This is a genomic window from Rhodococcus chondri (assembly GCF_036327435.1).
In the GTDB taxonomy this organism is placed as follows: domain Bacteria; phylum Actinomycetota; class Actinomycetes; order Mycobacteriales; family Mycobacteriaceae; genus Rhodococcus; species Rhodococcus chondri.
Genome location: NZ_JAUZMZ010000072.1, coordinates 1 through 23,800, shown reverse-complemented (window position 1 = coordinate 23,800; position 23,800 = coordinate 1). Strand labels below are relative to the sequence as shown.

At 65.9% G+C, this 23,800-nt stretch carries 22 protein-coding genes and 2 pseudogenes; 21 read left to right on the top strand and 3 right to left on the bottom strand.

Annotated elements, in window-relative coordinates; translation table 11 throughout:
• The 14 genes and pseudogenes from Q8814_RS13960 to Q8814_RS13895 all read left to right on the top strand — a co-directional run.
• Positions 1-249, top strand: a pseudogene (locus Q8814_RS13960) (acyl-CoA dehydrogenase); the annotation flags it as partial.
• A gap of 440 nt (positions 250-689) precedes the next feature.
• A complete protein-coding gene (locus tag Q8814_RS13955; RefSeq protein WP_330152617.1) occupies positions 690-2,177 on the top strand; it encodes a class I adenylate-forming enzyme family protein in 1,488 nt (495 codons plus the stop codon).
• Between the two features lie 77 nt (positions 2,178-2,254).
• A complete protein-coding gene (locus tag Q8814_RS13950; protein ID WP_330152616.1) occupies positions 2,255-3,313 on the top strand; it encodes an NADP-dependent oxidoreductase in 1,059 nt (352 codons plus the stop codon).
• Between the two features lie 116 nt (positions 3,314-3,429).
• A complete protein-coding gene (locus Q8814_RS13945; protein ID WP_330152615.1) occupies positions 3,430-4,194 on the top strand; it encodes an SDR family NAD(P)-dependent oxidoreductase in 765 nt (254 codons plus the stop codon).
• A 59-nt stretch (positions 4,195-4,253) separates the two neighbouring features.
• Positions 4,254-5,378 (top strand): ABC transporter substrate-binding protein, encoded by a 1,125-nt coding sequence (locus Q8814_RS13940; RefSeq protein WP_330152614.1) that lies wholly within the window; start codon positions 4,254-4,256, stop codon positions 5,376-5,378.
• A gap of 69 nt (positions 5,379-5,447) precedes the next feature.
• Positions 5,448-6,275 carry a mycofactocin-coupled SDR family oxidoreductase gene (locus Q8814_RS13935; RefSeq protein ID WP_330152613.1) on the top strand — a complete coding sequence of 276 codons (828 nt, stop codon included), beginning with the start codon at positions 5,448-5,450 and terminating at the stop codon, positions 6,273-6,275.
• On the top strand, positions 6,272-7,072 hold the full coding sequence (locus Q8814_RS13930; RefSeq protein ID WP_330152612.1) for an SDR family NAD(P)-dependent oxidoreductase: 801 nt from the start codon (positions 6,272-6,274) through the stop codon (positions 7,070-7,072). Before Q8814_RS13935 ends, Q8814_RS13930 begins: the two co-directional genes overlap by 4 nt.
• Before the next feature lie 34 nt (positions 7,073-7,106).
• Positions 7,107-8,294, top strand: a complete 1,188-nt coding sequence (locus Q8814_RS13925) for a thiolase C-terminal domain-containing protein (protein ID WP_330152611.1) — start codon at positions 7,107-7,109, stop codon at positions 8,292-8,294.
• Entirely contained in the window at positions 8,291-8,797 is a 507-nt protein-coding gene (locus tag Q8814_RS13920) for a Zn-ribbon domain-containing OB-fold protein (protein ID WP_330152610.1), read from the top strand. Before Q8814_RS13925 ends, Q8814_RS13920 begins: the two co-directional genes overlap by 4 nt.
• Positions 8,794-9,228, top strand: a complete 435-nt coding sequence (locus tag Q8814_RS13915; RefSeq protein ID WP_330152609.1) for a Zn-ribbon domain-containing OB-fold protein — start codon at positions 8,794-8,796, stop codon at positions 9,226-9,228. Before Q8814_RS13920 ends, Q8814_RS13915 begins: the two co-directional genes overlap by 4 nt.
• Positions 9,228-10,370 (top strand): thiolase family protein, encoded by a 1,143-nt coding sequence (locus Q8814_RS13910; RefSeq protein ID WP_330152618.1) that lies wholly within the window; start codon positions 9,228-9,230, stop codon positions 10,368-10,370. Before Q8814_RS13915 ends, Q8814_RS13910 begins: the two co-directional genes overlap by 1 nt.
• Before the next feature lie 47 nt (positions 10,371-10,417).
• Positions 10,418-11,707: an acyl-CoA dehydrogenase family protein gene (locus Q8814_RS13905; RefSeq protein ID WP_330152608.1), complete on the top strand. Its 1,290-nt coding sequence runs from the start codon at positions 10,418-10,420 to the stop codon at positions 11,705-11,707.
• A complete protein-coding gene (locus Q8814_RS13900) occupies positions 11,707-12,828 on the top strand; it encodes a phosphotransferase family protein (RefSeq protein ID WP_330152607.1) in 1,122 nt (373 codons plus the stop codon). The genes Q8814_RS13905 and Q8814_RS13900 overlap by 1 nt, the downstream gene beginning before the upstream one ends.
• A gap of 19 nt (positions 12,829-12,847) precedes the next feature.
• Positions 12,848-13,735: a TIGR03619 family F420-dependent LLM class oxidoreductase gene (locus Q8814_RS13895; RefSeq protein WP_330152606.1), complete on the top strand. Its 888-nt coding sequence runs from the start codon at positions 12,848-12,850 to the stop codon at positions 13,733-13,735.
• 42 nt (positions 13,736-13,777) lie between these two features.
• Here the strand turns inward: Q8814_RS13895 and Q8814_RS13890 are convergent, their stop codons facing one another.
• The 3 genes from Q8814_RS13890 to Q8814_RS13880 form a co-directional block, all read right to left on the bottom strand.
• A complete protein-coding gene (locus Q8814_RS13890) occupies positions 13,778-14,497 on the bottom strand; it encodes an SDR family NAD(P)-dependent oxidoreductase (RefSeq protein WP_330152605.1) in 720 nt (239 codons plus the stop codon).
• A 127-nt stretch (positions 14,498-14,624) separates the two neighbouring features.
• Entirely contained in the window at positions 14,625-15,857 is a 1,233-nt protein-coding gene (locus tag Q8814_RS13885; protein ID WP_330152604.1) for an MFS transporter, read from the bottom strand.
• A 167-nt stretch (positions 15,858-16,024) separates the two neighbouring features.
• Positions 16,025-16,813, bottom strand: coding sequence for a FadR/GntR family transcriptional regulator (locus tag Q8814_RS13880; RefSeq protein ID WP_330152603.1), 789 nt, complete (start codon positions 16,811-16,813; stop codon positions 16,025-16,027).
• 149 nt (positions 16,814-16,962) lie between these two features.
• Here Q8814_RS13880 and Q8814_RS13875 point away from each other — a divergent pair, with 149 nt between their 5' ends.
• From Q8814_RS13875 to Q8814_RS13845, 7 genes and pseudogenes are all read left to right on the top strand, one after another.
• A complete protein-coding gene (locus Q8814_RS13875) occupies positions 16,963-17,769 on the top strand; it encodes an SDR family NAD(P)-dependent oxidoreductase (protein WP_330152602.1) in 807 nt (268 codons plus the stop codon).
• A gap of 203 nt (positions 17,770-17,972) precedes the next feature.
• The gene (locus Q8814_RS13870) at positions 17,973-19,190 is read left to right on the top strand and encodes a CaiB/BaiF CoA transferase family protein (protein WP_330152601.1); all 1,218 of its coding nucleotides are present in this window, start codon (positions 17,973-17,975) and stop codon (positions 19,188-19,190) included.
• 170 nt (positions 19,191-19,360) lie between these two features.
• Positions 19,361-20,533, top strand: coding sequence for an amidohydrolase family protein (locus Q8814_RS13865; protein ID WP_330152600.1), 1,173 nt, complete (start codon positions 19,361-19,363; stop codon positions 20,531-20,533).
• Between the two features lie 256 nt (positions 20,534-20,789).
• On the top strand, positions 20,790-22,022 hold the full coding sequence (locus Q8814_RS13860) for an acyl-CoA dehydrogenase family protein (RefSeq protein ID WP_330152599.1): 1,233 nt from the start codon (positions 20,790-20,792) through the stop codon (positions 22,020-22,022).
• 71 nt (positions 22,023-22,093) lie between these two features.
• Positions 22,094-23,155: an ABC transporter substrate-binding protein gene (locus Q8814_RS13855; RefSeq protein WP_330152598.1), complete on the top strand. Its 1,062-nt coding sequence runs from the start codon at positions 22,094-22,096 to the stop codon at positions 23,153-23,155.
• 85 nt (positions 23,156-23,240) lie between these two features.
• Positions 23,241-23,528 (top strand): hypothetical protein, encoded by a 288-nt coding sequence (locus tag Q8814_RS13850; protein WP_330152597.1) that lies wholly within the window; start codon positions 23,241-23,243, stop codon positions 23,526-23,528.
• 49 nt (positions 23,529-23,577) lie between these two features.
• Positions 23,578-23,800, top strand: a pseudogene (locus tag Q8814_RS13845) (acyl-CoA dehydrogenase family protein); the annotation flags it as partial.

Sequence of the window (23,800 nt, the reverse complement as noted above, 5' to 3'; positions counted from 1 at the left end):
ACGCAATTCGCCGTCGCCGCGGCAGCGTCGTGCACCGGTCACGCAGCCGCAGTGATCGCGCGGAACGCGCACCAGGCGCTCGGCGCGATCGGTTTCACGATGGAGCACGAGCTGCACCGGCACGCGAACCGGATCCTGTCGTGGCGCAGCGAGTTCGGCACACTGGCGTCATGGGATGCGGAACTGCTCGCGACCGCTGCGGCCACCGATGAGGTGTGGCCGTTGATCACCGACGGTCCTGCTGTCTGACACTGCCCGTAAGCCTGAGGCCGGCGCCCGAGGGGGCGCCGGCCTTCGGTCTCGATGGCCCGGTGCCGAGTCGCGCAGTGCAGAAGTGGTGTGACGGCGTCCCCGGCTACACCTCGACGACCTGCCGTCGCTGCCACGAGAGCGTCGACGTCGCGCGGTAGACGCACCACGCCGCCGTTGGATATTGCGTGCCGGCGGGATGGAAAGTTCTCCTTCGCCTCCTTTGGTTTCAGCATGTCGCCCGGCCACGCCGAACAGGGAGTTTCGTCGCTGCATATCGGCGCACACTTATAACTTCACAAATATAGGGATAGTTGCTATGGTTCACATCACAGCCGAAAGGGTGACGTGAAGCACTGCTGGTCCGACGTGTATTTCATTCCCGGAACGACGGTCGCAGGACGCACTTCGCCTCGGAGAGTTCTCAGACAGGTGGTGAAATGGGCATCGCAATGATCTTGGACATGGCGGCGTCGGCTACGCCCGACCGGTTGGCCATGGGTGGTCGCGTCGACGGAACGACGTACCGGCAACTCGACGAGATCTCGTGGGGAGGCGCCGGGGTTCTGGAACGACTCGGTGCGCGCCACGTGGTCTTCATCGGTGTCAACGGTCCGATTCTGCCGATCTTGATGTTCGCGACGGCGCGCGCCGGCGTGCCTCTCGCTCCTCTGAACTACCGGCTCCCGGCCGATCAGCTACGTGAACTGATCAACCGGCTCGACGAGCCGATCGTCGTCGCCGACGACGCCTACGCGGACAAGCTCGCCGGAACCGATCACCGGATCGTCACGAGCGCGGAATTCCTCGCCATGGCGCGCACGGCGGAGCGTGCCACCGAAGACCGGTCGCGCGAGGACGAGACCGCGATCGTGCTGTTCACCTCGGGGACGACATCGGCGCCGAAGGGCGTCGTGCTGAGGCATCGCCATCTGCTTTCCTACCTTCTGAACACCGTCGAATTCGCCTCTGCGAGTGAAGAAAATGCGACTCTGGTGAGCACACCGCCGTACCACATCGCAGGCCTGGGTGCGGTGCTCAGCAACATCTACGCCGGCCGCAGGATGGTTCACCTTCCGGACTTCTCTCCCCGGAAATGGCTCGACCTCGTCCGAGAAGAAAGCGTCTCCAGCGCAATGGTCGTCCCGACCATGCTGGCGCGTATCGTCGAGCACCTCGACGGTGCACTCGCCAATGTGCCTTCGCTCACCTCCCTCGCGTACGGCGGTGCACGCATGCCGCAGCCGGTTCTCGAGAAGGCGCTGGATGCCTTCCCCGGAACAGGCTTCGTCAACGCGTACGGCCTCACCGAGACCAGCTCCACGATTGCCGTGCTCGGGCCGGAGGATCACCGCGAGGCGTACGCCGATCCGGCACTTCGCCACCGGTTGTCCTCGACGGGACGCATCGTGCCGGGTATGGAGGCACAGATTCGCGCCGAGGACGATGTGACCGTGCTGCCGGACGGCGAGACCGGGCTGTTGTGGGTCCGGGGTGCGCAGGTCAGCGGCGAATACATGGGGAAGGGCTCGGTACTCGACGCAGACGGGTGGTTCCCCACCCGCGACCGGGGACGCATCGACGACGGCTTCCTCTACATCGGCGGCCGCGCGGACGACACGATCATCCGGGGTGGCGAGAACATCGCACCAGCCGAGATCGAAGACGTTCTCGTGCAACACGAACAGGTACGCGAAGTGGCCGTTGTGGGACTCGCCGACGACGAGTGGGGAGAGCGAATCTGCGCAGTGATCGTGCCGAACGGTACCGATCACGATGATTCCGAGGCATTCCGGGATTGGTGCCGCGAGCGGCTGCGGGGATCCCGCACGCCGGACGACGTCGTGTTCGTCGACGAGTTGCCCCGGACGCCGACCGGCAAAATCGTGCGGCGCGATCTCGTCGGACGCATCACCGCCGCCGCCTGAAGACGAGACCCGCCAGGCATCCCGCACCGTCCGGGGCCTTCGACCGTCATATCCGAAAGGACCAGATCGACGTGAACGTGAACCGCACTGCAGGAGTCACTGCGCACCAGTGGATCCTGCGCGCGCGGCCGCACGGCAGGCCTCAGGACTCCGACGTCGAACTCGTCGAAACGACGACCGGTGTTCCCGCCGTCGACGAGGTCGGCGTAGAGAACCTTGTGATGTCGGTCGAACCGTACATGCGGGGACGTATGGGCGGAGAAGCCACTTATGCGGAGCCTTACGAGCTCGGCGAGCCGATGCGCGCACCGACCGTCGGCCGGATCGCCGAATCCACCGACCCGGAGCTCCCTGTCGGGACGCTCGTGCTGCACGATCACGGCTGGCGCACGCATTCGCTCGTGCCAACGGCGGAATGCACACCCCTACGACACGACGACCTGCCTGCCGTCACCCACCTCGGGCTGCTGGGCATCCCTGGAATGACGGCGTGGATCGGGGTCGAGCGGATCGCTCGGGTCGTCGCCGGCGACGTTGTGTTCGTCTCCTCCGCCGCCGGAGCAGTCGGCTCGACGGTTGTTCAATTGGCGAAACTACGCGGGGCAATGGTCATAGCAAGTGTCGGGTCACCCGAGAAGGTCGAACTGGTAAAGAGTCTCGGTGCCGACGCCGCGTTCGACTATCACGACGGCCCGGTCAAGGACCTCCTGCGGACAACCATGGCGGATCTCGGTGTGTCGGGTCTGGACGTGTATTTCGACAACGTCGGCGGCGAGCATCTCGAAGCTGCGATCCGCGTGATCAACGACCACGCTCGGATCGCGCTGTGCGGAATGATCAGCATCTACAACTCCGCTGTGCCGCAACCGGGTCCGAGTAACCTCATCAAACTGATCTGGCGGCGCGCGCGGATGGAGGGCTTCCTGCTCGGCGACCATCTCGATGCTCGTGACGAATTCGAGGACGAGATGGCCGGACTTCTCCGGTCGGGACGTATCCGTCCGGTGCACACCGAGTTTCCAGGAGGAGTTGCCGGCGCATGGGACGCGTTCCTCGGCATGCTCGACGGAACCGCGACCGGCAAAGCAGTAGTACCGATCCATGGACATACCGGGGGCCGGTTCCCGGCAATCTGATTCGGCGTTGCAGCGTTTCACCGACACCGTGCCCGCGGCGCCGGTGCCAGCCAGACCCACTTCATCGGCACAGCACCGAACATGCTGTGACCCTCATGCACAAGGAGTTTCACACGATGACGCAGCAGTCTCTTCCCCTCGAAGGGAAAGTCGCACTCGTCACGGGCGGGAGCCGCGGTCTCGGGCGCGAGATGACACTTGCGTTCGCCCGGGCCGGGGCGGACACCGTGATCGTCAGCCGCAAGGTCGACAGCTGTGAGAAACTTGCAGCGGAAGTTGCCGAGACGACCGGCCGTCGGTCTCTTCCGCTCGCCTTCCATGTAGGCGACTGGGATGCTCACGAACCGCTCGTCGACCGCGTGTACGAAGAATTCGGTCACCTCGACATCCTCGTCAACAACGCGGGAATGGCGCCGCTGTACCCCAGCCTCGATCAGATCTCCGAAGATCTGTTCGACAAAGTCATCGACGTGAACCTCAAGGGTGCCTTCCGGCTCACCACGCTCGTGGGCCCGAGGATGGCGGCAGGTGACGGCGGATCGATCGTCAACATCAGCTCGATCGCGTCCCAGCGCCCCACGCCGAACGACCTTCCCTACGCTGCGGCGAAAGCCGGCCTGAATGTGCTGACCAAGGGATTCGCCCAGGCCTACGGCCCCACCGTGCGAGTGAACACCATCATGGCCGGAGCGTTCCTCACCGACATCAGCAAGGCCTGGGACATGGACTACGCCAACGAGCTCTTCGGGGGAATGCCGCTACAGCGAGCGGGTAATCCGGACGAAATCGTCGGAGCCGCACTCTATCTCGCAGGACCGAGTTCGAGTTATACAACCGGAGCAATCATCCCGGTCGACGGTGGCAGGACTTCGACTCCCTGACCACCCGACCGTCATCCCCTCGTACAGGCAACGCCGACTGCTCGAACAGGAGCCGTACCATGAAGTTTCTCCGACAGCGTTCGAATCCGGAACGTCCCGGGCGTTCGAGGTCCCTCAGGCCCGGGGGCATAGCCACGACTGCAATCGCGATCGGTGTCGTCGCGACGATGCTCACCGCGTGCGGCGGTGGCGGCGACGAGCGCATCGCCTCCGACTCGGTCGGGGACACCGGCCCCGCCGGTGACGAGTCGTGGCAGCAGGTCGTCGATGCGGCGAAGGCCGAGGGGGAAGTAACCCTGTATTCGTCGAACGCAGCCGACGCCATCGCGGAGCTCGCGCGGCGGTTCGAGGCGGACTACGACATCACGGTCAACATCGTTCGTGACGTCGACGCGAACCTCCACCAGAAAATCGATGCAGAGAACAAGACCGGCAACCGGGTGGCCGACGTCGTCACCCAGGCGACCGTGTCCTGGGCACAGGAACTCGGTGCTGCAGGCGGTGCCGTCGAACCCGTCGGTCCCGCTTTCACGGACTCGGCCTCCGAATACGATGCCGACACGTTGATGCGCGAGTCGAACGACTTCGTAACAGGCGCATCGGTGCTGACCTACGGCTGGAACACCGATCGCTACCCGAATGGCCTCGAAGGCTACGAGAGCATGCTCGATCCCGACCTGTCGGGCGGCAAGATCGGCATCGTCCTGCCGACTTCCACTGCCCATGTGGACTTCTACGGTTCCTACCTCGAGCAGGTCGGAGGAGAAGGCTTCCTCGACAAGCTCGCCGAACAGAAGCCGCGGATCTACCCGGGTGCGCTTCCGCTCGCTCAGGCACTGGCGTCGGGGGAGATCGCCGCGGCCGTGTTCGTCCAGGATCAGACCTCGGAGCGGGAAACCGGCGCGCCCGTGGATTCGGCGTTCGGCGACCTCATCTGGGGAGGCTGGATGTACACCTCGATCCTGGCCGGCGCACCGCACCCCAACGCCGCCCAGGTGCTGGCCAACTACATGATCACCCCCGCCGGGCAGGAGGCGCTCTCGTTCCGCAATGCGGCGGTGCTGCCGGATATCACGTCCGCGGTGACGACGATCGACAAGGTCGCGCCGCAGGACACCGCGGCGATGACGCCGGAGGCTCTCGAGCAGCTCAAAGTTCGGTTCGGGCAGCTGTTCAACCAGTGAACGGCGAAGACCGCCACATTCACCGGTGTCGACGCACGCACACGGCATAAGCGACAAGGAGACAGTTTCGTGGGAAGAGTTGAAGGCAAAGTTGCCCTGATCACGGGTGGCGCTCGCGGGCAGGGACGTTCGCATGCGGTGCGCCTCGCGGAGGAGGGCGCGGACATCGTCATCCTCGACGCGTGTTCGCAGATCGACTCGGTGCCCTATCCGCTCGCCACCGAGGTGGACCTGAAGGAAACCGAGCGGCTCGTCGCCGCGACCGGCCGCCGTGTGCTCTCGCGCGTCGCGGACGTCCGTGACCAGGCGCAGCTCGACGCGGTCGTCGCAGACGCGTACAACGAATTCGGCCGGATCGACATCGTGAGTGCCAACGCGGGCATCGTCGGCTTCCGGCCGACGTGGGAGCTGACCGACACCGAGTGGCAGGACATGCTCGACGTCAACCTCACCGGCGCGTTCCATACGATCAAAGCTGTCGTGCCGCCGATGATCGAGGCCGGTTGCGGAGGTTCGATCGTCATCACGAGTTCGATTCAGGCGATGCTGGGCTCGGGCAACATCGCCCACTACAACGCGTCCAAGAGCGGCGTCATGGGTCTGATGCGTACGCTCGCCACCGAACTGGGACCGCACGGAATCCGCGTCAACACGGTCAATCCCAGCGCGGTCGAAACGCCGATGCTCCACAACGAGGCGACGTTCCGGATCTTCGGCCCCGATCTCGAGAACCCCGGTCCGCAGGATCTGTGGGAGCGGTCCAAGGACCGTAACCCGATGGGTGTGGGCTGGGTTTCCCCCGAGGACCTCAGCAACGCGGTGTTGTTCCTCGCGTCCGACGAATCCCGGTTCATCACGGGCGTCGCACTTCCGATCGACGCAGGGGTGCGGCTGTGACGGCCGTCCAGCCGGCGGCGCCGGTCGTCGGCCGGCTCACGGGCCGACGCGTGTTCCTGACCGGCGGCGGAAGCGGAATCGGTGAGGCCACCGCGCATCGCCTCGCCTCCGAGGGCGCGGCGGTCGCGATCACCGACGCGCGAGAGGAAGCCGCTACCCGCGTCGCCGACGCCGTGCGCGCGGCCGGTGGTACCGCCATCGGTCTCCGGTGCGATGTCGGCGACGAGACGTCCGTCGCGGATGCGGTGGCCGCCACCGTCGCCGAGTTCGGGGGACTCGACGGTGCGGTGACCTGCGCGGGGATCTCGGGGACCGCGATGCTGCACGAAATGGACATCGCGCACTGGGAGCGCATCCTGCGGGTGAACCTGACCGGCACCTTCCTCCCGCTGCGTGCGGCCATCCCGCACCTGCTCGAGGCAGGTGCAGGTTCCATCGTCACAGTCGGGTCCGTGGCCTCGCTGGTGTCCACCAACCTCAACACCCCCGGCTACGACGCCTCGAAGGGCGGCGTACTCCAGCTGACACGTTCCGTGGCAATGGGATACGCGGACCAGGGAATTCGGGCCAACTGTCTGTGCCCCGGTCTGGTGAGCACCGGACTCCGGGCGAACTCCACGGCACTGCAAGGCCCCGAACCCGAGGTCACACGGAGCCGGGTCGTGGAGAACACCGCGTTGGCGCGGTCCGCGGACCCCGCCGAAATGGCATCGGTCATCGCGTTCCTGCTCTCCGACGATGCCTCGTTCATGACCGGCGCGGCGATCGCTGCCGACGGCGGCCTGACAGCCAATTGACCCACTGATCGGTTTCTGAGAAAGGCCTCCGCCTATGTCCACCGAACCCACCTGGCGCAGAGATGCGTGCGCGATCGCCGGTATCGGCACAACGAAGTACTCCAGGGATTCCGGCGCGTCCGTCACGGCACTCGCCGTCGAAGCCGCCGCCGAAGCCCTCGCCGATGCCGGGTTGACGCCCGCCGATGTCGACGGCGTCGTGCGCAACGACATGGACCTGGTGTCGTGCGCGGCCCTCGCCGACGGACTGGGCGTCCCGCACCTGACCTACTGGGGCGAGGCGGGCCCGGGAGGGTCCGGACCCGCTGCGATGGTGGCGCAGGCCGTCGCCGCGATCATGAGCGGTCAGGCGACGACGGTCGTCGTGTTCCGATCGCTCAACGGACGGTCGGGCCGACGCTTCGGGCTCTCGCCGGTGGTGACCCCGGAGGTCGGCGGCAACGAGACGTTCGAGGAGTTCTTCGGGCCCTACGGTCTCCTGTCGTCGGGTCAGTACTTCGCCCTCATGGCGCAGCGCTACATGACCGAGACCGGTCTGACATCGGAGCAGCTCGCGCAGATCGCGCTGGTGACCCGGCGTCGTGCCAACGCCAACCCCGGCGCGCAGATGTACGAGCGGACGATGACGCTCGACGACTACTTCGACTCGCGCATGCTGTCGTCGCCGCTGCGGCTGTTCGACTACTGTCTCGAGACCGACGGCGCCGCTGCGGTGGTCGTGACAACTTCCGAACGTGCGAAGGACCTGAAACAGACACCTGCGCTGATCCGTTCGGTCGCGATGTCGACCTGCCGGCACCCGCAGCCCGGTTTGATGTACCCGACGCTCATGCGTGAGGACATCACCGCGCTCCCGTCCCGCGAATGCCAGGAGACGCTGTACTCGCGGGCGGGTCTCGGCCCGTCGGACGTCGACGTGGCACAGATCTACGACTGCTACTCGATCACCGCGCTGATCCAACTCGAGGACTACGGCTTCTGCAAGCGCGGCGACACCGGCGATTTCCTCGCCGAGGGACAGATCGACCTCGGCGGGTCGATCCCGATCAACACGAGTGGAGGACACATGTCCGAGGGATACATCCACGGGATGAACCACGTGGTCGAGGGTGTGCGGCAGATCCGCGGGACCTCGACGAGCCAGGTGGAGGGTGCGCAGGTCTCACTCGTCACCTCGGCACCGCCGCCGGCCGCCAGCGCGCTGATCCTGGTGTCGGCATGAGCGCCACTGCGGCCGCAGCAGCGGCAACCACAGCAGTGTCCACCCCTGCAGTGCAGGAGCGGTTGCGCCCCCTCGTCGCGGAACGCGGCAGCAGCGGATTCTTCGAGGCGGCCGCGAACGGCGAGATCGCGATCCTCACGTGTGAGGACTGCGGCCGGCGCATCCATCTGCCGAGACCACGGTGCGTGTACTGCGGGAGCACGGCTGTGCTCTGGAAGCCCGCTCCGCGCACCGGCACCGTGTACTGCCACACCATCGTCGAGCACCAGGTTCATCCGCTGTTCCCCGTGCCGTACACCGTCATCGTCATCGATCTGGACGGCGAGGCGGACGGTGTGCGGCTGATCGGCAATCTGCCGGGGCGCGTCGACGTCGCCGCAGGTACCCCCGTCCGCAGCAGCTTCGAGAACCTGGGCGCCGACGCCTCCGGCAACCCCGTGGTGCTGCCGGTGTGGGAGATCGACACCGAGCGCGCTGCGGCCACGAGCGGAGAATCCCGATGACCGTCAGCAGCGTCGCCCGGCGCCCGATCGATCCGGACCTGTTCGTCGGCGGCGACCCGGACGCCGCTCTGCGCGGTGCTCGGTGCCCGACGTGCGGCACGGTCACCTTCCCGTTCCAGAACGGATGTCCTCGATGTGGCGCGACCGCAATGGCGAGCGTGGAATTGCCACGTGAAGGAACCCTGTGGTCCTACACCGTGCAGTCCTTCGCCCCGAAGCGGCCGTTCGTGTGTGTCGAGCCGTTCGAGCCGTTCGGGGTCGGCTACATCGACCTCGGCGATGTGATCGTCGAATCCCGGCTGACGGTCGCCGACGCGGGCGCGATGCGTATCGACATGCCGATGCGTCTCACCCACATCGTCAACCACGTGGACGACGACAGCACCGAGGTCGTGACGTTCGCATTCGAACCGATCGGCGAGGAGGAATGATGAAGGTAGCGATCGTCGGTGTCGGCATCCACAGGTTCGGCCGCACGGAAGGTGTCAGCGGGCTCGACCAAGGTGCCTATGCGGTGCGGCAGGCGCTCGCCGATGCCGGTGTCGAATTCGACGACATCCAGTTCGCTTACGGCGGAAGCGATTCGGCAGGCAACGCCGATACGCTGGTGTCGTCTCTCGGCCTCACCGGGTTGCCGTTCATCAACGTCTCGAACGGCTGTGCCACCGGTGGCAGTGCCCTGACTTCCGCAGTGAGCCGCATCCGCTCCGGTGAATCCGATCTCGGACTCGTTGTCGGATTCGACAAGCACCCGCGCGGAGCCTTCAACGCACGACCCGAGGACAACGGCCTCGGCCGCTGGTACGGCGAGTCCGGAATGATGGTCACCACCCAGTTCTTCGCGATGAAGATCCAGCGCTACCTCGTGGAGCACAACCTGCCCAAGTCGCTGCTCGCCACGGTAGCGGCCAAGGCGTTCCGGAACGGGGCGCTCGCGCCGCACGCGTGGCGTCGCACACCGCTGAGCGAAGAGGACATCGTCGGCTCGACGATGGTCAGCGACCCGCTCACGCAGTACATGTTCTGCTCGCCTGCGGAAGGCGGCGTGGCGCTGGTGCTCGCCCGCGCGGACCGGGCCCACAAGTACACCGACACGCCGATCTTCCTCGAAGCAGCGGAATTGCGATCCCGCAGGTTCGGATCGTTCGAGGTCTTCAGTCCCTGGACCTCGCCTGCACGCGCAGACGGCCCGACGGTCACCGCATCGCGTGCGGCGTTCGAGAGCGCCGGTATCGAACCCGGCGACATCGATGTCGCCCAGATCCAGGACACCGAGGCCGGCGCGGAGATCATGCATCTGGCCGAGACCGGCTTGTGCAAGCACGGCGAGCAGGAAGCACTGATCCGTTCCGGCGCCACCGAAATCGGCGGGCCCATCCCGGTCAACACCGACGGCGGCTGCCTGGCCAACGGTGAACCGATCGGCGCCACCGGTTTGCGCCAGGTCTACGAGAACGTGATGCAGCTCCGTGGAGCCGCGGGGGACCGTCAGGTTCCGGGAGAGCCGAAGGTCGGTTTCACCCACGTCTACGGTGCACCGGGAATCAGCGCCTGCACCGTGCTCACGCGCTGATCGCGCGAACCCCTCAGCTTTCACCCTTCCGGTAGGAGACAACAGACATGGCATGGGATTTCGAAACCGACCCGCAGTTCCGCGAGAAGCTGGACTGGGTGCAGAAGTTCGTCGACGAAGAGGTCGCTCCCGTCGACCGCGTCATCGAGCACGCGTGGGATGTGACGGATCCGACCCGCAACAAGGTGATCCGGCCGCTGCAGGCGATCGTCCGCGAGCAGGGGCTGTGGGCGTGCCATCTCGGCCCGAAGCTCGGCGGTCCGGGCTACGGCCAGGTCAAGCTCGCGCTGCTCAACGAGATACTCGGTGCGACGCACAGCGGCCCCGTGGTGTTCGGCTGCCAGGCACCGGATTCCGGCAACGCCGAGATCCTCGCGCACTACGGCACACCGGAACTCAAGGAGCGGTACCTTCGTCCGCTCATCGACGGCGACATCATGTCGTGCTACTCGATGACCGAACCACAGGGCGGATCGGACCCCACCAGCTTCGTCACCCGTGCCGTCCGCGACGGAGACCACTACGTCATCAACGGTGAGAAATGGTTCTCCTCGCATGCGCGCTTCTCGTCGTTCCTCATCGTGATGGCGGTGACGGATCCCGATGCGCCGCGCACCAAGCGTGCGTCGATGTTCGTCGTTCCGATGGACACTCCGGGCATCGAGATCGTCCGCAATGTCGGCGTGTGGGGACACAACGAGTCCGAGGGCACCCACGCCTACATCCGCTACACCGACGTGCGTGTGCCCGCCGATCACCTCCTCGGCGAGGAAGGCGAGGGCTTCGCCGTCGCGCAAACAAGGCTCGGCGGTGGCCGTATTCATCACGCCATGCGCACCGTCGGGCTCGTCCGCGCATCGCTCGACATGATGCTCGAACGCGCGGTGTCGCGGCAGACCCGCGGGCGGAGCCTGTCCGACATGCAGATGGTGCAGGACATGATCGCCGAGTCGTGGGTGGAGTTGGAGCAGTTCCGGCTGCTCGTGCTGCGCACAGCGTGGAAGATCGACGAACTCGACGACTACAAGAAGGTCATCGCCGACATCTCCGCCGTCAAGATGGTGATGCCGAAGGTACTCAACAACGTGGTTTCCCGCGCGATCCAGCTGCACGGTTCGCTCGGCATCTCGACGGAAATGCCGTTCGGCAAGTGGCTGCTCGAGAGCTACCACATGGGTCTTGCCGACGGCGCTACGGAGTTGCACAAGCAGCAGATCGCCAAGCAGCTGCTGAAGGCGGCCACACCCGCGCCGGGACTGTTCCCCACGACGCACCTGCCGGCGTTGAACACCGCCGCGGAGGACAAGTTCGGCCTGCCCGCGCTCGGAGTGCAGTGATGACCGGCGTCGAGACGGGACGTGCAGTACCGCCGTCGTCAGCGGAGGAACCGCGTACGGAATTGGCGCCGGTCCGCGACGGTGAAGACCTGGACTGGCAGACACTCGAAACCTATCTGCGGACACACCTGGAGGGGCTGGACGGGCCGTTCTCGGTCCTCCAGTTCCCCCGGGGTTCGGCGAATCTCACGTACCGGGTGTCGTTCGGCGACCGCAAACTGGTCGTGCGTCGCCCACCGTTCGGGCAGATCGCGCGCGGCGCACACGACATGACCCGCGAGCACCGGGTGCTCTCGCGTCTGCATCGCGCGTACGACCGGGCACCACGCGCGTTGCTGCACTGCGCCGACGAGAATGTCGTCGGAGCGGAGTTCTTCGTCTCGGAGTACCGCGAGGGTGTCGTGGTGTGGGATTCGGTGCCGGACTCGATGTCGGGCGCTCCGGACGCGGGCCGGCGTATCGGTCTGGCCGTGATCGACGCGCTCGCCGATCTGCATGCCGTCGACCCGGCTTCCTGCGATCTCGCCGACCTGGGCCGGCCCGACGGTTACCTCGAGCGGCAGGTGCACGGCTGGTCGGCGCGGTGGGATGCGGTCGCGGAGTACGCGCCGTCCGCCGCGACCCGCGACCTGGTCACCGAGGTCGGACGCCGATTGCGGGCCGATATTCCGGCCGGCCAGCGTGCGGGCATCGTCCACAACGACTACAAGGTGGACAACTGCCAGTTCGCGCACGGCGATCCCGACCGGGTGAAGTCGGTTTTCGACTGGGACATGGCGACGACCGGGGACGTGCTGGTCGATCTGGGCACGTTGCTCAACTACTGGCCGGATCGGACCGTAGCGCCGGACTCGGATGCGGCGTTCATCGTCGTGCCGGGAATGCACGGGCTGGAACTGCCGTCGCGAGCCGAGGTCGTGGAGCGGTACGCCGCGGGTAGCGAGCTGGATCTGTCGCGTATCGACTGGTACGAGGCGTTCGGCTGCTGGAAGACAGTGGTGATCCTGCAACAGCTCTACGCGCGCTTCGTGCGCGGTGAGACCACCGACGCCCGCATGGGGCAGCGGGGCGAGCTGGTCGAGCCGCTGGCCCGCCGCGCGCTCGGGCTGCTTCCGGGCTGACTCCGAGGAAGGGACGGCGATGGCATCGATCGGACTGTGTGCCTACGGTATGGCACCGGGCGATCTGGTCGATTTGGCCGTGTGCGCGGACGAACTGGGTTTCGACGCGTTGTGGTTGGGCGAACATGTGCTGCACCCGACGGCGTACGCGAGCGACCACCCCTCGACCGGCACCACTCAGCACCACACCGGTCCGATCGTCGATGTCTCGACGGAACTGACCGATCCGTGGGCGGTGCACGCCGCGATCGCGGCGACGACCACGCGGATCAAGTTGGGGACGGCCGTGTACGTGACGGCGTTGCGGCATCCGCTGCACACCGCGCGCACCACGATCACGGTGCAGGAATTGAGCGCCGGCCGAGTCCTTTTCGGCGTCGGTGCCGGATGGCTCGAGGAGGAGTTCGCGGCGCTCGGCGTCCCCTTCCGTAAGCGCTTCTCGCGCACCGACGAATGCGTGGAGATCCTGAGGAAGGCCTGGGCGGGCGCGCCGTTCTCGCACGACGGCGCCCACTACCGGTTCGACGAGGTGCAGCTGCACCCGCGACCGGTGCGGGTACCCGTCGTCTACGGCGGTAACGGGCCGCAGGCCCTGGCGCGCGCCGTACGTCTGGGCGACGCGTGGTTCTCCTCGGGTACGCCGAGTTTCGACGAGGCGATCACGATGGTGAACGAGATCCGGCGACAGCGCGCCGCACTCGGACGACGTGACGAGTTTCCCTGTTATGTCCGCGTCGCGGTGACCGACGAGACCGTGGCCGACGATCTGCGCTCGTACCGCGACCACGGCATCGACGATGTCGTGGTGTGGGCGGATACCGCGTGGAAGGGTGACACGCTCTGGGAGCGGCGTGCAGGTCTGGCTGCGCTCGCCGAACGACTGGACGTGACGAACCCCGGCCGGTGAGGCGGGGTTCGTCACGTCGGAAGTTGTTGTGGGGAAGACTGGTCAGTCCGTGCCGGCCACATTGACGACGGGGATGGTCGCACCGCTCACGGCCCGCGACGAGTCGTCGAGCAGGAAGCCGATCACCTCGGCGATGTCGTCGGGACGAGCCCATCCGGACCTGTCGGCATCGGGCATGGCAGCCCGGTTCGCAGGGGTGTCGATCATCGTCGGCAGCAACCCGTTGACGCGGATGCTGTCGCCGGCGTATTCGACGGCGAGGCTCTGCACGAGGGCCGCGACGGCGGCTTTCGACGCGATATAGGTGGCTGCGCCGGGGAACGGGCGGTTGGCGGCGGCGGAGCCGATGCACACCACCGAACCCCCGCCGTGGCGGATGAGTTCCGGAAGTGCGGACTGTGTCACGAGATACGCGATCCTGAGGTTGAGTGAGAGCTGGGCGTCGAGCACCTCGACGGGCGTCTCGTGGACGCGCGGACCGGAGGTGAAACCGCCGACGAGATTGACCACGCCGTAGAGGGGCCGGCTTTCGTCGGCGGCTGCTCGTGCCACGACTTGTTCGACCTCCTGCTCGTCGGACAGGTCGGCCCGCACCATCTCGAGCCGGGGATGCGGAGCGAGGCGGTCGAGTTCGGACTCGTCGTACCAGGGCACCACCACGCGCCAGCCTGCCTCGAGCAGATGGCGGGTCACTGCGGCGCCGAGACCGCCGGTCCCGCCGGTGACGATCGTCGTGCGATCGGTGTTGGGGAGTGTGCTCATGTGGCAGAGCCTTTCGGTGAGGGCCGGCAGTCGGGAAGTGTTCTCATCGCACGCCGAAGACCGGTAACCGGTCCTAAAACATGCTTATATTCGCGATGGATACGAATACCTTACCGCGACCAGTGGCTCAGGTCACCACGCTGACGGAAGATTCTTGCCGCACCTGCACGGACCGGCTGTGGTGATCGGGCAACCTTCGCCGACCGAGGGCCAGCACGCCCACCGCGAGCAGTGCCGCGCCGGCGACAAACGCGAACGGAACATGAGGATTCGTAGCCTCGCCCGCCCAGGTCGCAAGCCACGGGGCGATCGCGCCACCGCCGAATCGCACGAAGCTGTACGCGGCGGCCGCGGTGCCGCCTTCCACCGGCGCCGCATCCATGCCGATCTCGGTCACCAGCGTGTTGAGTGGGCCGACGAACAGGCCCGAGACGACGATGCAGGTTGCGACGGTGGGGGGATTGTCGGTGAATACCGCAGCCACGGCGAGTGTCGCGGCGAAGAGCACGAGCATGAGGGTCGTTGCTCCGATGGCGCCCAGGAGGCCCCGCAGTCGCGGCGCGAGGTACACCGACGTAATCACCAGGCACACACCCCAGCCGGAAAAGAGGAAACCGATGTGCACAGCGCTGTACCCGAGGACGAACGGCGTGTACGCGAACAGCGTGAACAGTCCCAGGTGGTATAGCAGGGAAACGAGCGCGACGGACAGCAGGCCGGGGTGAGCGAGTGCGCGGAAGGGTGCGACGAGCGGGGTCGGGGTGCCGGGCGACGCGTTGCGAGGGAGCAGTACGAGCAGCAGGACGCAGGCCACAGCGATAAGGGCTGCGGAGCCCAGAAAGGACGTCCGCCAAGAGATCTGACCCAGTACTCCGCCGATGAGCGGCCCCATCGCAATGCCGACACCGACAGCGGATTCGTAATAGGTGATCGCCTTGGAGGTGGCGGACGCTGCAGCGACGATCGCGGCGAGCGCGGTGGCGACGAACAGCGCGTTGCCGAGTCCCCAGCCGGCGCGGAAGCCGATGACCTGACCGATCGTCCCCGATACGCTGGCGCCGAGCGCGCACACGGCGATGACGAACAACCCGAGCAGCAACGTGTTGCGGACACCGATGCGGCTCGAGACCGCGCCGGTGACGATCATCGCAAGGCCCATCACCGCCATGTAGCCCGTGAACAGCAGCGACACCTGCGCCGGAGTGGCACTCATCTCCGTTGCCAGCGGCCGCAGGATCGGACTGACGATTCCGATGCCCATGAAGACACCAACCACCGCAAAGGTGATCGCCCACACCGCGCGTGGTTGCCGGCTCTTATCCGGCAGTGTGACCGGTTGCAGCTCTGAGGTTTTCGTCATGTACGGTCTCCGATCGGGTTCGTCGCCCAGCGCAGGGCGAGGCAGGCGAGAACGTGCCGGGCAGTCGAAGACGCCTCGTTACGCCGCGCGTGATCGGACCCCGAGCCTCGTGATCGAGGCCGGGGTCATCGCCGAGGGAAGGAGATGCGGAGACCGATGGACGCCCTCTAGTGCCAATCCACGCGTTCGTCCAGCATTCGCGGGTTCTGTGAACTGACGCGATCGATGACTTCACGCATGTGCTCGCGGGCCAGTCGTCGGGCGCGGTCCGGGTCCCCGGCGGCGATCGCGTCGTGGATCGCCTGGTGTGGTTCCTCGAACCCCTCGCGTTCGTCCGCGTCCCACTCCTCCGGATGTGCGCCGATCATGCGATCGGTGTAGATGTGAGCCAGCGCGGAACCGGTGAGCATGAGCACGTAGTTCCCTGCCATGTTCCGCAACATCGTGTGGAAGCTGACCGCGTTCTCGGTCACTTCCTCGTTGGACATTTCGAGGTCGATCTTCTTGCCTGCCAGCGCATCGAGGTCGATCTCCTCGCCTGCCGCGACCCGCTCGGCCAGCATCGCGGCGGCCATGCCCTCCATTTCGAGGGCGGCCTCGGCAACTTCCCGAAATCGGATGCCCTTCGCCTGCAGGTACATCGACAGGGTATCGCCGAACTCGCTACCGGACGGCTCCGACACGATCGGCCCGCCACCGAGTCCCTGCCGAACCGTCACGAGTCCTTGGGCTTCGAGCAGGCGCAGTCCTTCGCGGACGGAGGCACGGCCCACGCCGAAACGCTTCGCCATCTCGTTCTCGGCATCCAGCGGGGAGCCCGGGGCGAGCCTACGATCGGCGATCTCCTTCGCGACCATGCGGGCCACGGTGCGGGAGACCTTCTCGTTACGTGTCATCGCGATGGCGCGTCTCAGTTCTGCGGTGCCTGTCGGCGAACTCGTGGTGTTGCGCGTCATGGATGTCCTCGTCCGTTCGATAGCTGGTGGCCGCCCCCCGTGCCCCTGCACGTGCGCCTGGTCCGAGTATAGGGATTTGATCTTCGCTGGCCAGGCAATCTCATCTAATTATGGCTATGTTTCGTGTCGCCAATGCTATACCCATAACCATGACCCAGACCACAGTTGCACAATCCTCGACGAAAAACACCACCGGTGGCGACGTGCTCACCGGGCAGCATGCCCTGGTCACAGGCGGAAGTGAGGGAATCGGACGCGGAATCGCCGAGCGGCTACTCGATGCGGGAGCGACGGTGTCGATTGCGGCGCGGCGTCGGGAGGTGCTCGATACCGCGGTCGACGCCCTGCGCGAACGATGTGGCGACGACTCGCGTGTGGCGGGCATCGTTGCCGACATCGGCGACACGGACTCCGTCTCTTCCATGTTCGCCCGCGCCGAAGCCGACTCCGGTCCGCTCAACATCATGGTGGCCAACGCCGGCGGTGGCTCGCCCGTGCCCTTTCTCGAACTGACGCCCGAGCAGTGGTCCTCGTGCATCGATCTCAATCTCACCGGGACGTTCTTCTGTGTGCAGGCCGCCGCTCGATCGATGGTGCGCCACGAGGGGGCGAACCGGTCGATCATCGTGGTGTCGTCGATTCGCGCGCTGGGCGCGCGGCCGTCGCTCGTTCCGTACGGCACGGCGAAGGCGGGGCTGAACCAATTGGTGCGGTTGGCGGCCTACGAGTTGGCGGCGACCGGGGTGCGGGTCAATGCACTGTCCCCGGGCGTGACGGCGACTCCGTTGACGCTGGAACGCAACTCGCTCTTCGACGAACGTGCGGCGACGGTACCGATGGGACGCGCGGGTACGCCGGCCGACATGGCGAGCGCGGCCCTGTATCTGGCGAGCCCGGACTCGTCCTTCGTCACCGGCACCAATCTCGTCGTCGACGGTGGTGAATCGCTGTATTGAGCGCGTTTCGGGGTGAAGCGACCCTCGGGCCGGACCGGGTGTGATGTACAACGCACAAAACATTGCTATAGTTATGGTGTTTCCGGCCGAACTCGAAGGCAGGCCCCTCGCATCCGCCCTTTGCTGAAGCGGATCCGATCGACGGTTACTTCCACCCCCCGCGCGCAGTCCCGTGACTGCGGTACGACGAAGGAGAACGCTCGATGACCAAGGTGATGAACGGGATCAAGGTCGTGGAGGTCGCGCTGTACGCGTTCGTCCCCTCCGCGGGAGTGATCATGTCCGACTGGGGAGCCGACGTGATCAAGGTCGAGCACTCGGACTTCGGCGACCCGACACGGTCGACGGCGGCGTGGGGCGTGCCCAGCAACGTCGACGGCCTGGCCAGTCTGTGGGAGGTCAACAACCGCGGTAAGCGGGCGATCGCTCTCGATATCGCCAACCCGGAGGGGCGCGAAGTCCTCATGAAGCTGGTCGAGACGGCCGACGTGTTCATGACCAACTTCCTGCCCGACGCCCGGGCCAAGCTGGGGATCGACGTCGACGACATCATGGCCCGAAATCCGCGAATCGTGTACGCGCGCGGCACGGCTCAGGGTGCTCTGGGTCCGGAGAGCGACAAGGGTGGATTCGACGGCATCACGTACTGGGCCCGCTCGGGTGCTGCCGGATCGATCGCGCCCGATGATCTGGATTGGCCCGCCAACATGCCCGGTCCGGCCTTCGGCGACTCGCAGAGCGGCATGGCTCTCGCCGGCGGGATCGCGGCCGGACTGCTGCATCGCGAACGAACAGGGGAGGGAATCGTCGTCGACACTTCCCTGTTCTCGGTCGGCGCATGGGCGATGCAGGCCACGATCGCGGGCTGCCAGATGGTGGGGGCGCCGGAGTTGCCGTATCCGGACCGGTTCGCTCCGGTGAACCCGGTGTCGAACATCTACCGGACGAGCGATGGACGGTACATCCACCTCGCGCTGCTGCAGAGCCAGAAGTACTGGCCGGGGCTGTGCGAGGCGATCGGCCGTCCGGAACTGGCGGACGATCCGAGGTTCGCGACGTTCGACGACCGGGCTCGTAACACCCGCGAATGCACCGCCGAGCTCACCGAGCTGTTCGCCTCCCGCACCCTCGCGGAGTGGACGGACATCCTCGGCAAGCAGGAGGGGCAGTGGGACGTCTTCCGCCGGCCCCTCGATGTGGTGAAAGACCCGCAGGCGCTTGCGAACGGATTTGTCGGAACCATCGAGTACGAGGACGGCAGGACGCTCGATCTGGTGGCCGCTCCCACGCAGTTCGACGGCGAGTCCCCGGCGTTCACACGTGCTCCCCAACACGGGGAGCACACCGAAGATGTCCTGCTCGAGCACGGCCTCGACTGGGACCGGATCATGCAGCTCAAGATCGTCGGCGCCATCAAGTAACGCCTCCCGGCTTCGTCCGAGCGGTGAATCGGCGGAGCACACCTGAGATTTTCAGCTCTGGACTGTGAGCTGGATCTCCGTTAATATGCGTATATTCGTAATGTTCGGACGTACGCAATCCATAGGACGTAGATCGCCCGACCAAACACCTGATTTCCGAGGAGGAATTCGTGTACGACCTTCGCGACATCAAGATCATCGATACTGACACCCACGTGGTCGAACCCCCGGACCTGTGGACGTCCCGGGTGTCGACCAAGAAGTGGGGAGACCTGGTTCCCCACGTGCGCTGGGACGAGGACCGCGGTGACGAGGCGTGGTTCGTCTCCGGTACCCGGATGAGCGCCGTGGGTGCGCCTGCGATGGCAGGCTGGCACGAATACCCGCCGGCTTGCCCGCCGCGCTTCGTCGACACCGATCCTCGCTCGTGGGATCCGGGTAAGCGTCTGACCCTCATGGACGACTACGGAATCCATGCGCAGATCCTCTACCCGAATGTCGCGGTCTTCAGCTCGAAGACGTTGCAGGCCAACGGCGACAACGAGCTGCAGATCGAGTGCATCAAGGCCTACAACGACTACCTGACCGAATGGGCCGAGTTCGCGCCCGGGCGCTACATCCCGGTCGGCATCCTGCCCTTCTGGGACATGGAGGCCACGCTGGCCGAGGTCGAACGCGTAGCGGCGGCCGGGCACAAGGGTCTGGTGTTCACGCAGAATCCGGCGGCCTTCGGACTTCCGGTGCTGACCGATCCCTACTGGGACCGGCTGTGGGCCTCGGCGCAGGAGAAGAAGCTGCCGATCAACTTCCATATCGCCTCCGGCGAGGTCGACCTCAGTGGGTTCGGGCATGCCAGCAACGGCACCGCGGCGAACTACGGAATGATGGGCATCTCGTTCTTCATGGACAACGCCCGCACCCTCTCGCAGCTCATCTTCGGTGGCATCTGCGATCGGTTCCCCGAGCTCAAGTTCGTGTCGGTCGAGTCGGGCATCGGCTGGATGCCCTTCGCCCTAGAGGGTATGGACTGGCAGTGGCGGAACAGTGGCGTACACAAGGAGCATCCGAACTACGAACTGTTGCCGAGCGAGTACTTCAAGCGGCAGATCTACGGTTGCTTCTGGTTCGAGCAGGACTCGGCGCGTAGCGCGATCGACCAGCTCGGCGCGGACAACATCCTGTACGAGACCGATTACCCGCACCCGACCTCCATGTCCCCGGGCCCGGCGTCGGACGCGGTGCGCCCGGACGACTACCTGCGCCGTAACTTCTCGCATCTCTCCGAGGCGGACGCCCGGAAGATTCTGCACGACAACGCTGCTGCGCTGTACAACCTCTACTGAAGCGTCGAGTACCTCCGATCGCCGGCGCGCCTGGGACCCCGGGCGCGCCGGCGATCGTCTCATAGGTGAGCAGATCGGGTGATTCAAATCGTCTTTGGTTATGGACTGTGACTTAAATCTCCGCTAATATGCGTATGTTACCAATGTTCAACTGGACCGAATCGATTGCGCATTCCATAGGTATGGGCGCAGTCCCGGGAGTCCGGACCGGTCGGCGAGTCCCTTTCGGACGCACAGCCATCACAGTGGAGGAAGAATGCCCCCTTCTGAGTTCGAGTCTCGTGCCCGCGTGTGGGTCACCGAGACGGTCGACCGGCTCGGGTTCGACCGCGCCGACGACTTCTATGATGTGGCGGTGTTCCACGACCTCGAATTCGGGGAAGAAAAAGCTCTCCTCGACCAGCACCGCGCGTGGCAGAAGGCCAAGCTCGACGCCGGGTTCGGTGCCCTCGACTGGCCCGTGGAGTTCGGTGGAGCCGATCTGGGCACGGAGGCCGCCGAGGCGTTCGCGCGGATCGAGAACGAGCTCTGCCCGTTGCGTCCGCACGAATTGTTTTCGGTCACCATGCATTTGATCGCACCGACCATTCGACTGCTCGGTACCGACATGCAGAAGCGTGACTTCCTTCCGGGTATGCTCCGCGGCGATCTGCTTGCCTGCCAGCTCTTCTCCGAACCGGGCGCCGGCTCCGACCTCGCGAATCTGGCCACCAAGGCCGTGCGGGACGGCGACGACTGGGTCATCACGGGCCAGAAGGTATGGACCTCGGGCGCACAGTTCGCCGAGTGGGGCGAGTTGATTGCGCGGACAGATCCGGACCAGCCCAAGCATGCCGGGATGACGGCGTTCCTGATCCCGCTGGATGCGCCCGGGGTCGAGATTCGTCCGATCCGACAGATGTCCGGTGGCAGCAGCTTCAACGAAGTTTTCCTCGATCAGGTCCGTATCCCCGACTCGCTGCGTCTCGGTGAGGTCGGAAAGGGCTGGTCGGTGGCGCTGACCACACTCGCGTTCGAGCGGGAGGGCGGCTCGAACACGGCCAATGTCGGCGGGCAGTTCTCCCAGCTCGTCGAGACCGCGCGGACGTTGGGACGAGACGGCGATCCGCTGGTGCGGGATCTGCTCGCGCGGGTGTACCTGCGACAGCAGCTTGCGCATGTGGACCTGCTGCGGGACCGACAGGCCCGCGACGCCGATGCCGCTCCGTCTGCGGTCGGGTCCGTGCGGAAGATCCAGTGGGTCGACAAGTTGACCGCGGTGTCCCGAGCCGCGCGAACCATATTGGGCCGCAATCTCATTGCCGACACCGGCGCGAAGTGGACGTACGGATGGAACGCCCACGTCCTCGGTGCCCCCGGCTACAGCATCGCCGGCGGTTCGGACGAGATCCAACGCAACATCGTCGCCGAGCGACTGCTCGGACTCCCCCCGGAGATCCGGGCCGATCGAGGACTGACCTGGCGCGAATCCCGAAACCGGACCGCGTGAGAGCGTTCCACCCCGCACGGCGCTCCGCTCCGTATACCGCCCCTTGCGTACTGCCCGAAAGGTCGTTTTCCATGAGAATCTCGTCGCTGCGCCGCTCTCTCGGCGTGCTGGGCCTCGCCGCTCTGACTTTCACCGCTGTTGCCTGCGGTTCGGGTTCGACCACCGAGGTCGCCGCCGAGGATCTCGGTCCGACCGGCGACGCTGCCTGGACGGAGGTGATCGAAGCGGCCAAGCAGGAAGGGTCGGTAACGTACTTCACCGGGCAGGCAACCGACAATCTGCAGAGCGCTGCGACGAGTTTCGAATCTGCCTACGGCATCACGGTCGACATCGTCCGGGACAACGACGCCAACCTGCAGACCAAACTCGCGGCGGAATCCGAAACAGGACGGAAGACGGCGGATGTCGTCGCGTCGGCGGCCCGACCCTGGATCGACCAGCAGGTCGCGGAGGGTTACTTCGTGCCGGTGACCGGCCCGGCGTTCGACGCGCCCGAGTTCGATCGGGACAAGTTCATGATCGATGACACGATCTTCACGTCGTCGGCTGCCGTACTGACGTATGGCTGGAATACGAACCGGGTCCCGGACGGTCTTTCGGGATACGAGGACCTGCTCGACCCGTCTCTGACCGGTGGGAAGATCGGTGTGGTCCTTCCGGTATCGGCCGCGATCGTCGACTTCTACGACTACTTGAATGACGTCGTCTCGCCAGATTTTGTCGAAAAGCTTGCCGCACAACAGCCTCGAACATATCCGGGAGCCCAGGCGATGAGCCAGGCGCTCACGTCCGGTGAGCTCGCCGCCGCCGTATACACCGTGCCGCTGACCACCGAGAAGAAGGCTGGCGCCCCTGTCGACTCGGCCCTGCCCACTCCGGTGTTCGGTGCGGCGTTCCACACCGGTGTCGTCGCGGACGCTCCGCATCCGAATGCGGCGCAGCTCTTTGCGAATTTTCTGGTGACGAAGGCCGGCCAGGAAGCGGTCGCGAACCGCGCGGGAGCGGTCCTGTCCGGTGTGACGTCGGCTGCCACTCCGGCCGAGAACATCTGGGTCAACAACCGGGTTGTCACCAGCGAGGACGTCGAGGCTTTCCGTGTCGAATTCGCGCGACTGTTCGGCGCGAGTCAGTGAGTACCACGCCGCACCTGCGCGGGAACACCGAACATCACTTCGGGACGGGGTCCGCCCTTGTCCCACCACGAGAGGAACAGTGGAAATGAAAGTTGGAGAACGCCTGAAGAGCCCGGTGTGCAGCGCGGAGGTCGTCATCGTGCGCGTCGACAGCGGTGTCACCGGACCGTTGCTGTGCGGTGGTGAATCGATGGCCGTGGACGCCGTCCCCGCCGCGGATTCGGCGTCGGCGGTGACCGGACTTGTGATGGGCAAGCGATACGAGGGCGGCGGAGTCGAGGTCGTGTGTGTACGTCCCGGCGCCGGACCACTCTCCGTCGGAACCGATGTGCTCAGCGAGAAGCAGGCCCGCCCCCTTCCGTCCTCGGACTGAACGGGCTGCCGTGCGGGCGGCGGATCCGGCGTCCACACTCTCCATACCCATGAAAGGCGACAGCATGATTCTCGGAAACGCGGCAGCGCCGGAGGACACCGCGCTCCTCACCGACACCATCCGGTCGGTGATCGGCAAGGCGGACCCCGCAGAAGACCGGTCCGAGCGCGTGTATCGCGACGGACCGATCGACCGTGAGCTCTGGGCGGTGCTCGGCACCGAGATCGGTGTCGGGGCGCTCGCGGTCCCGGAGCAGCACGGTGGGCTCGGCA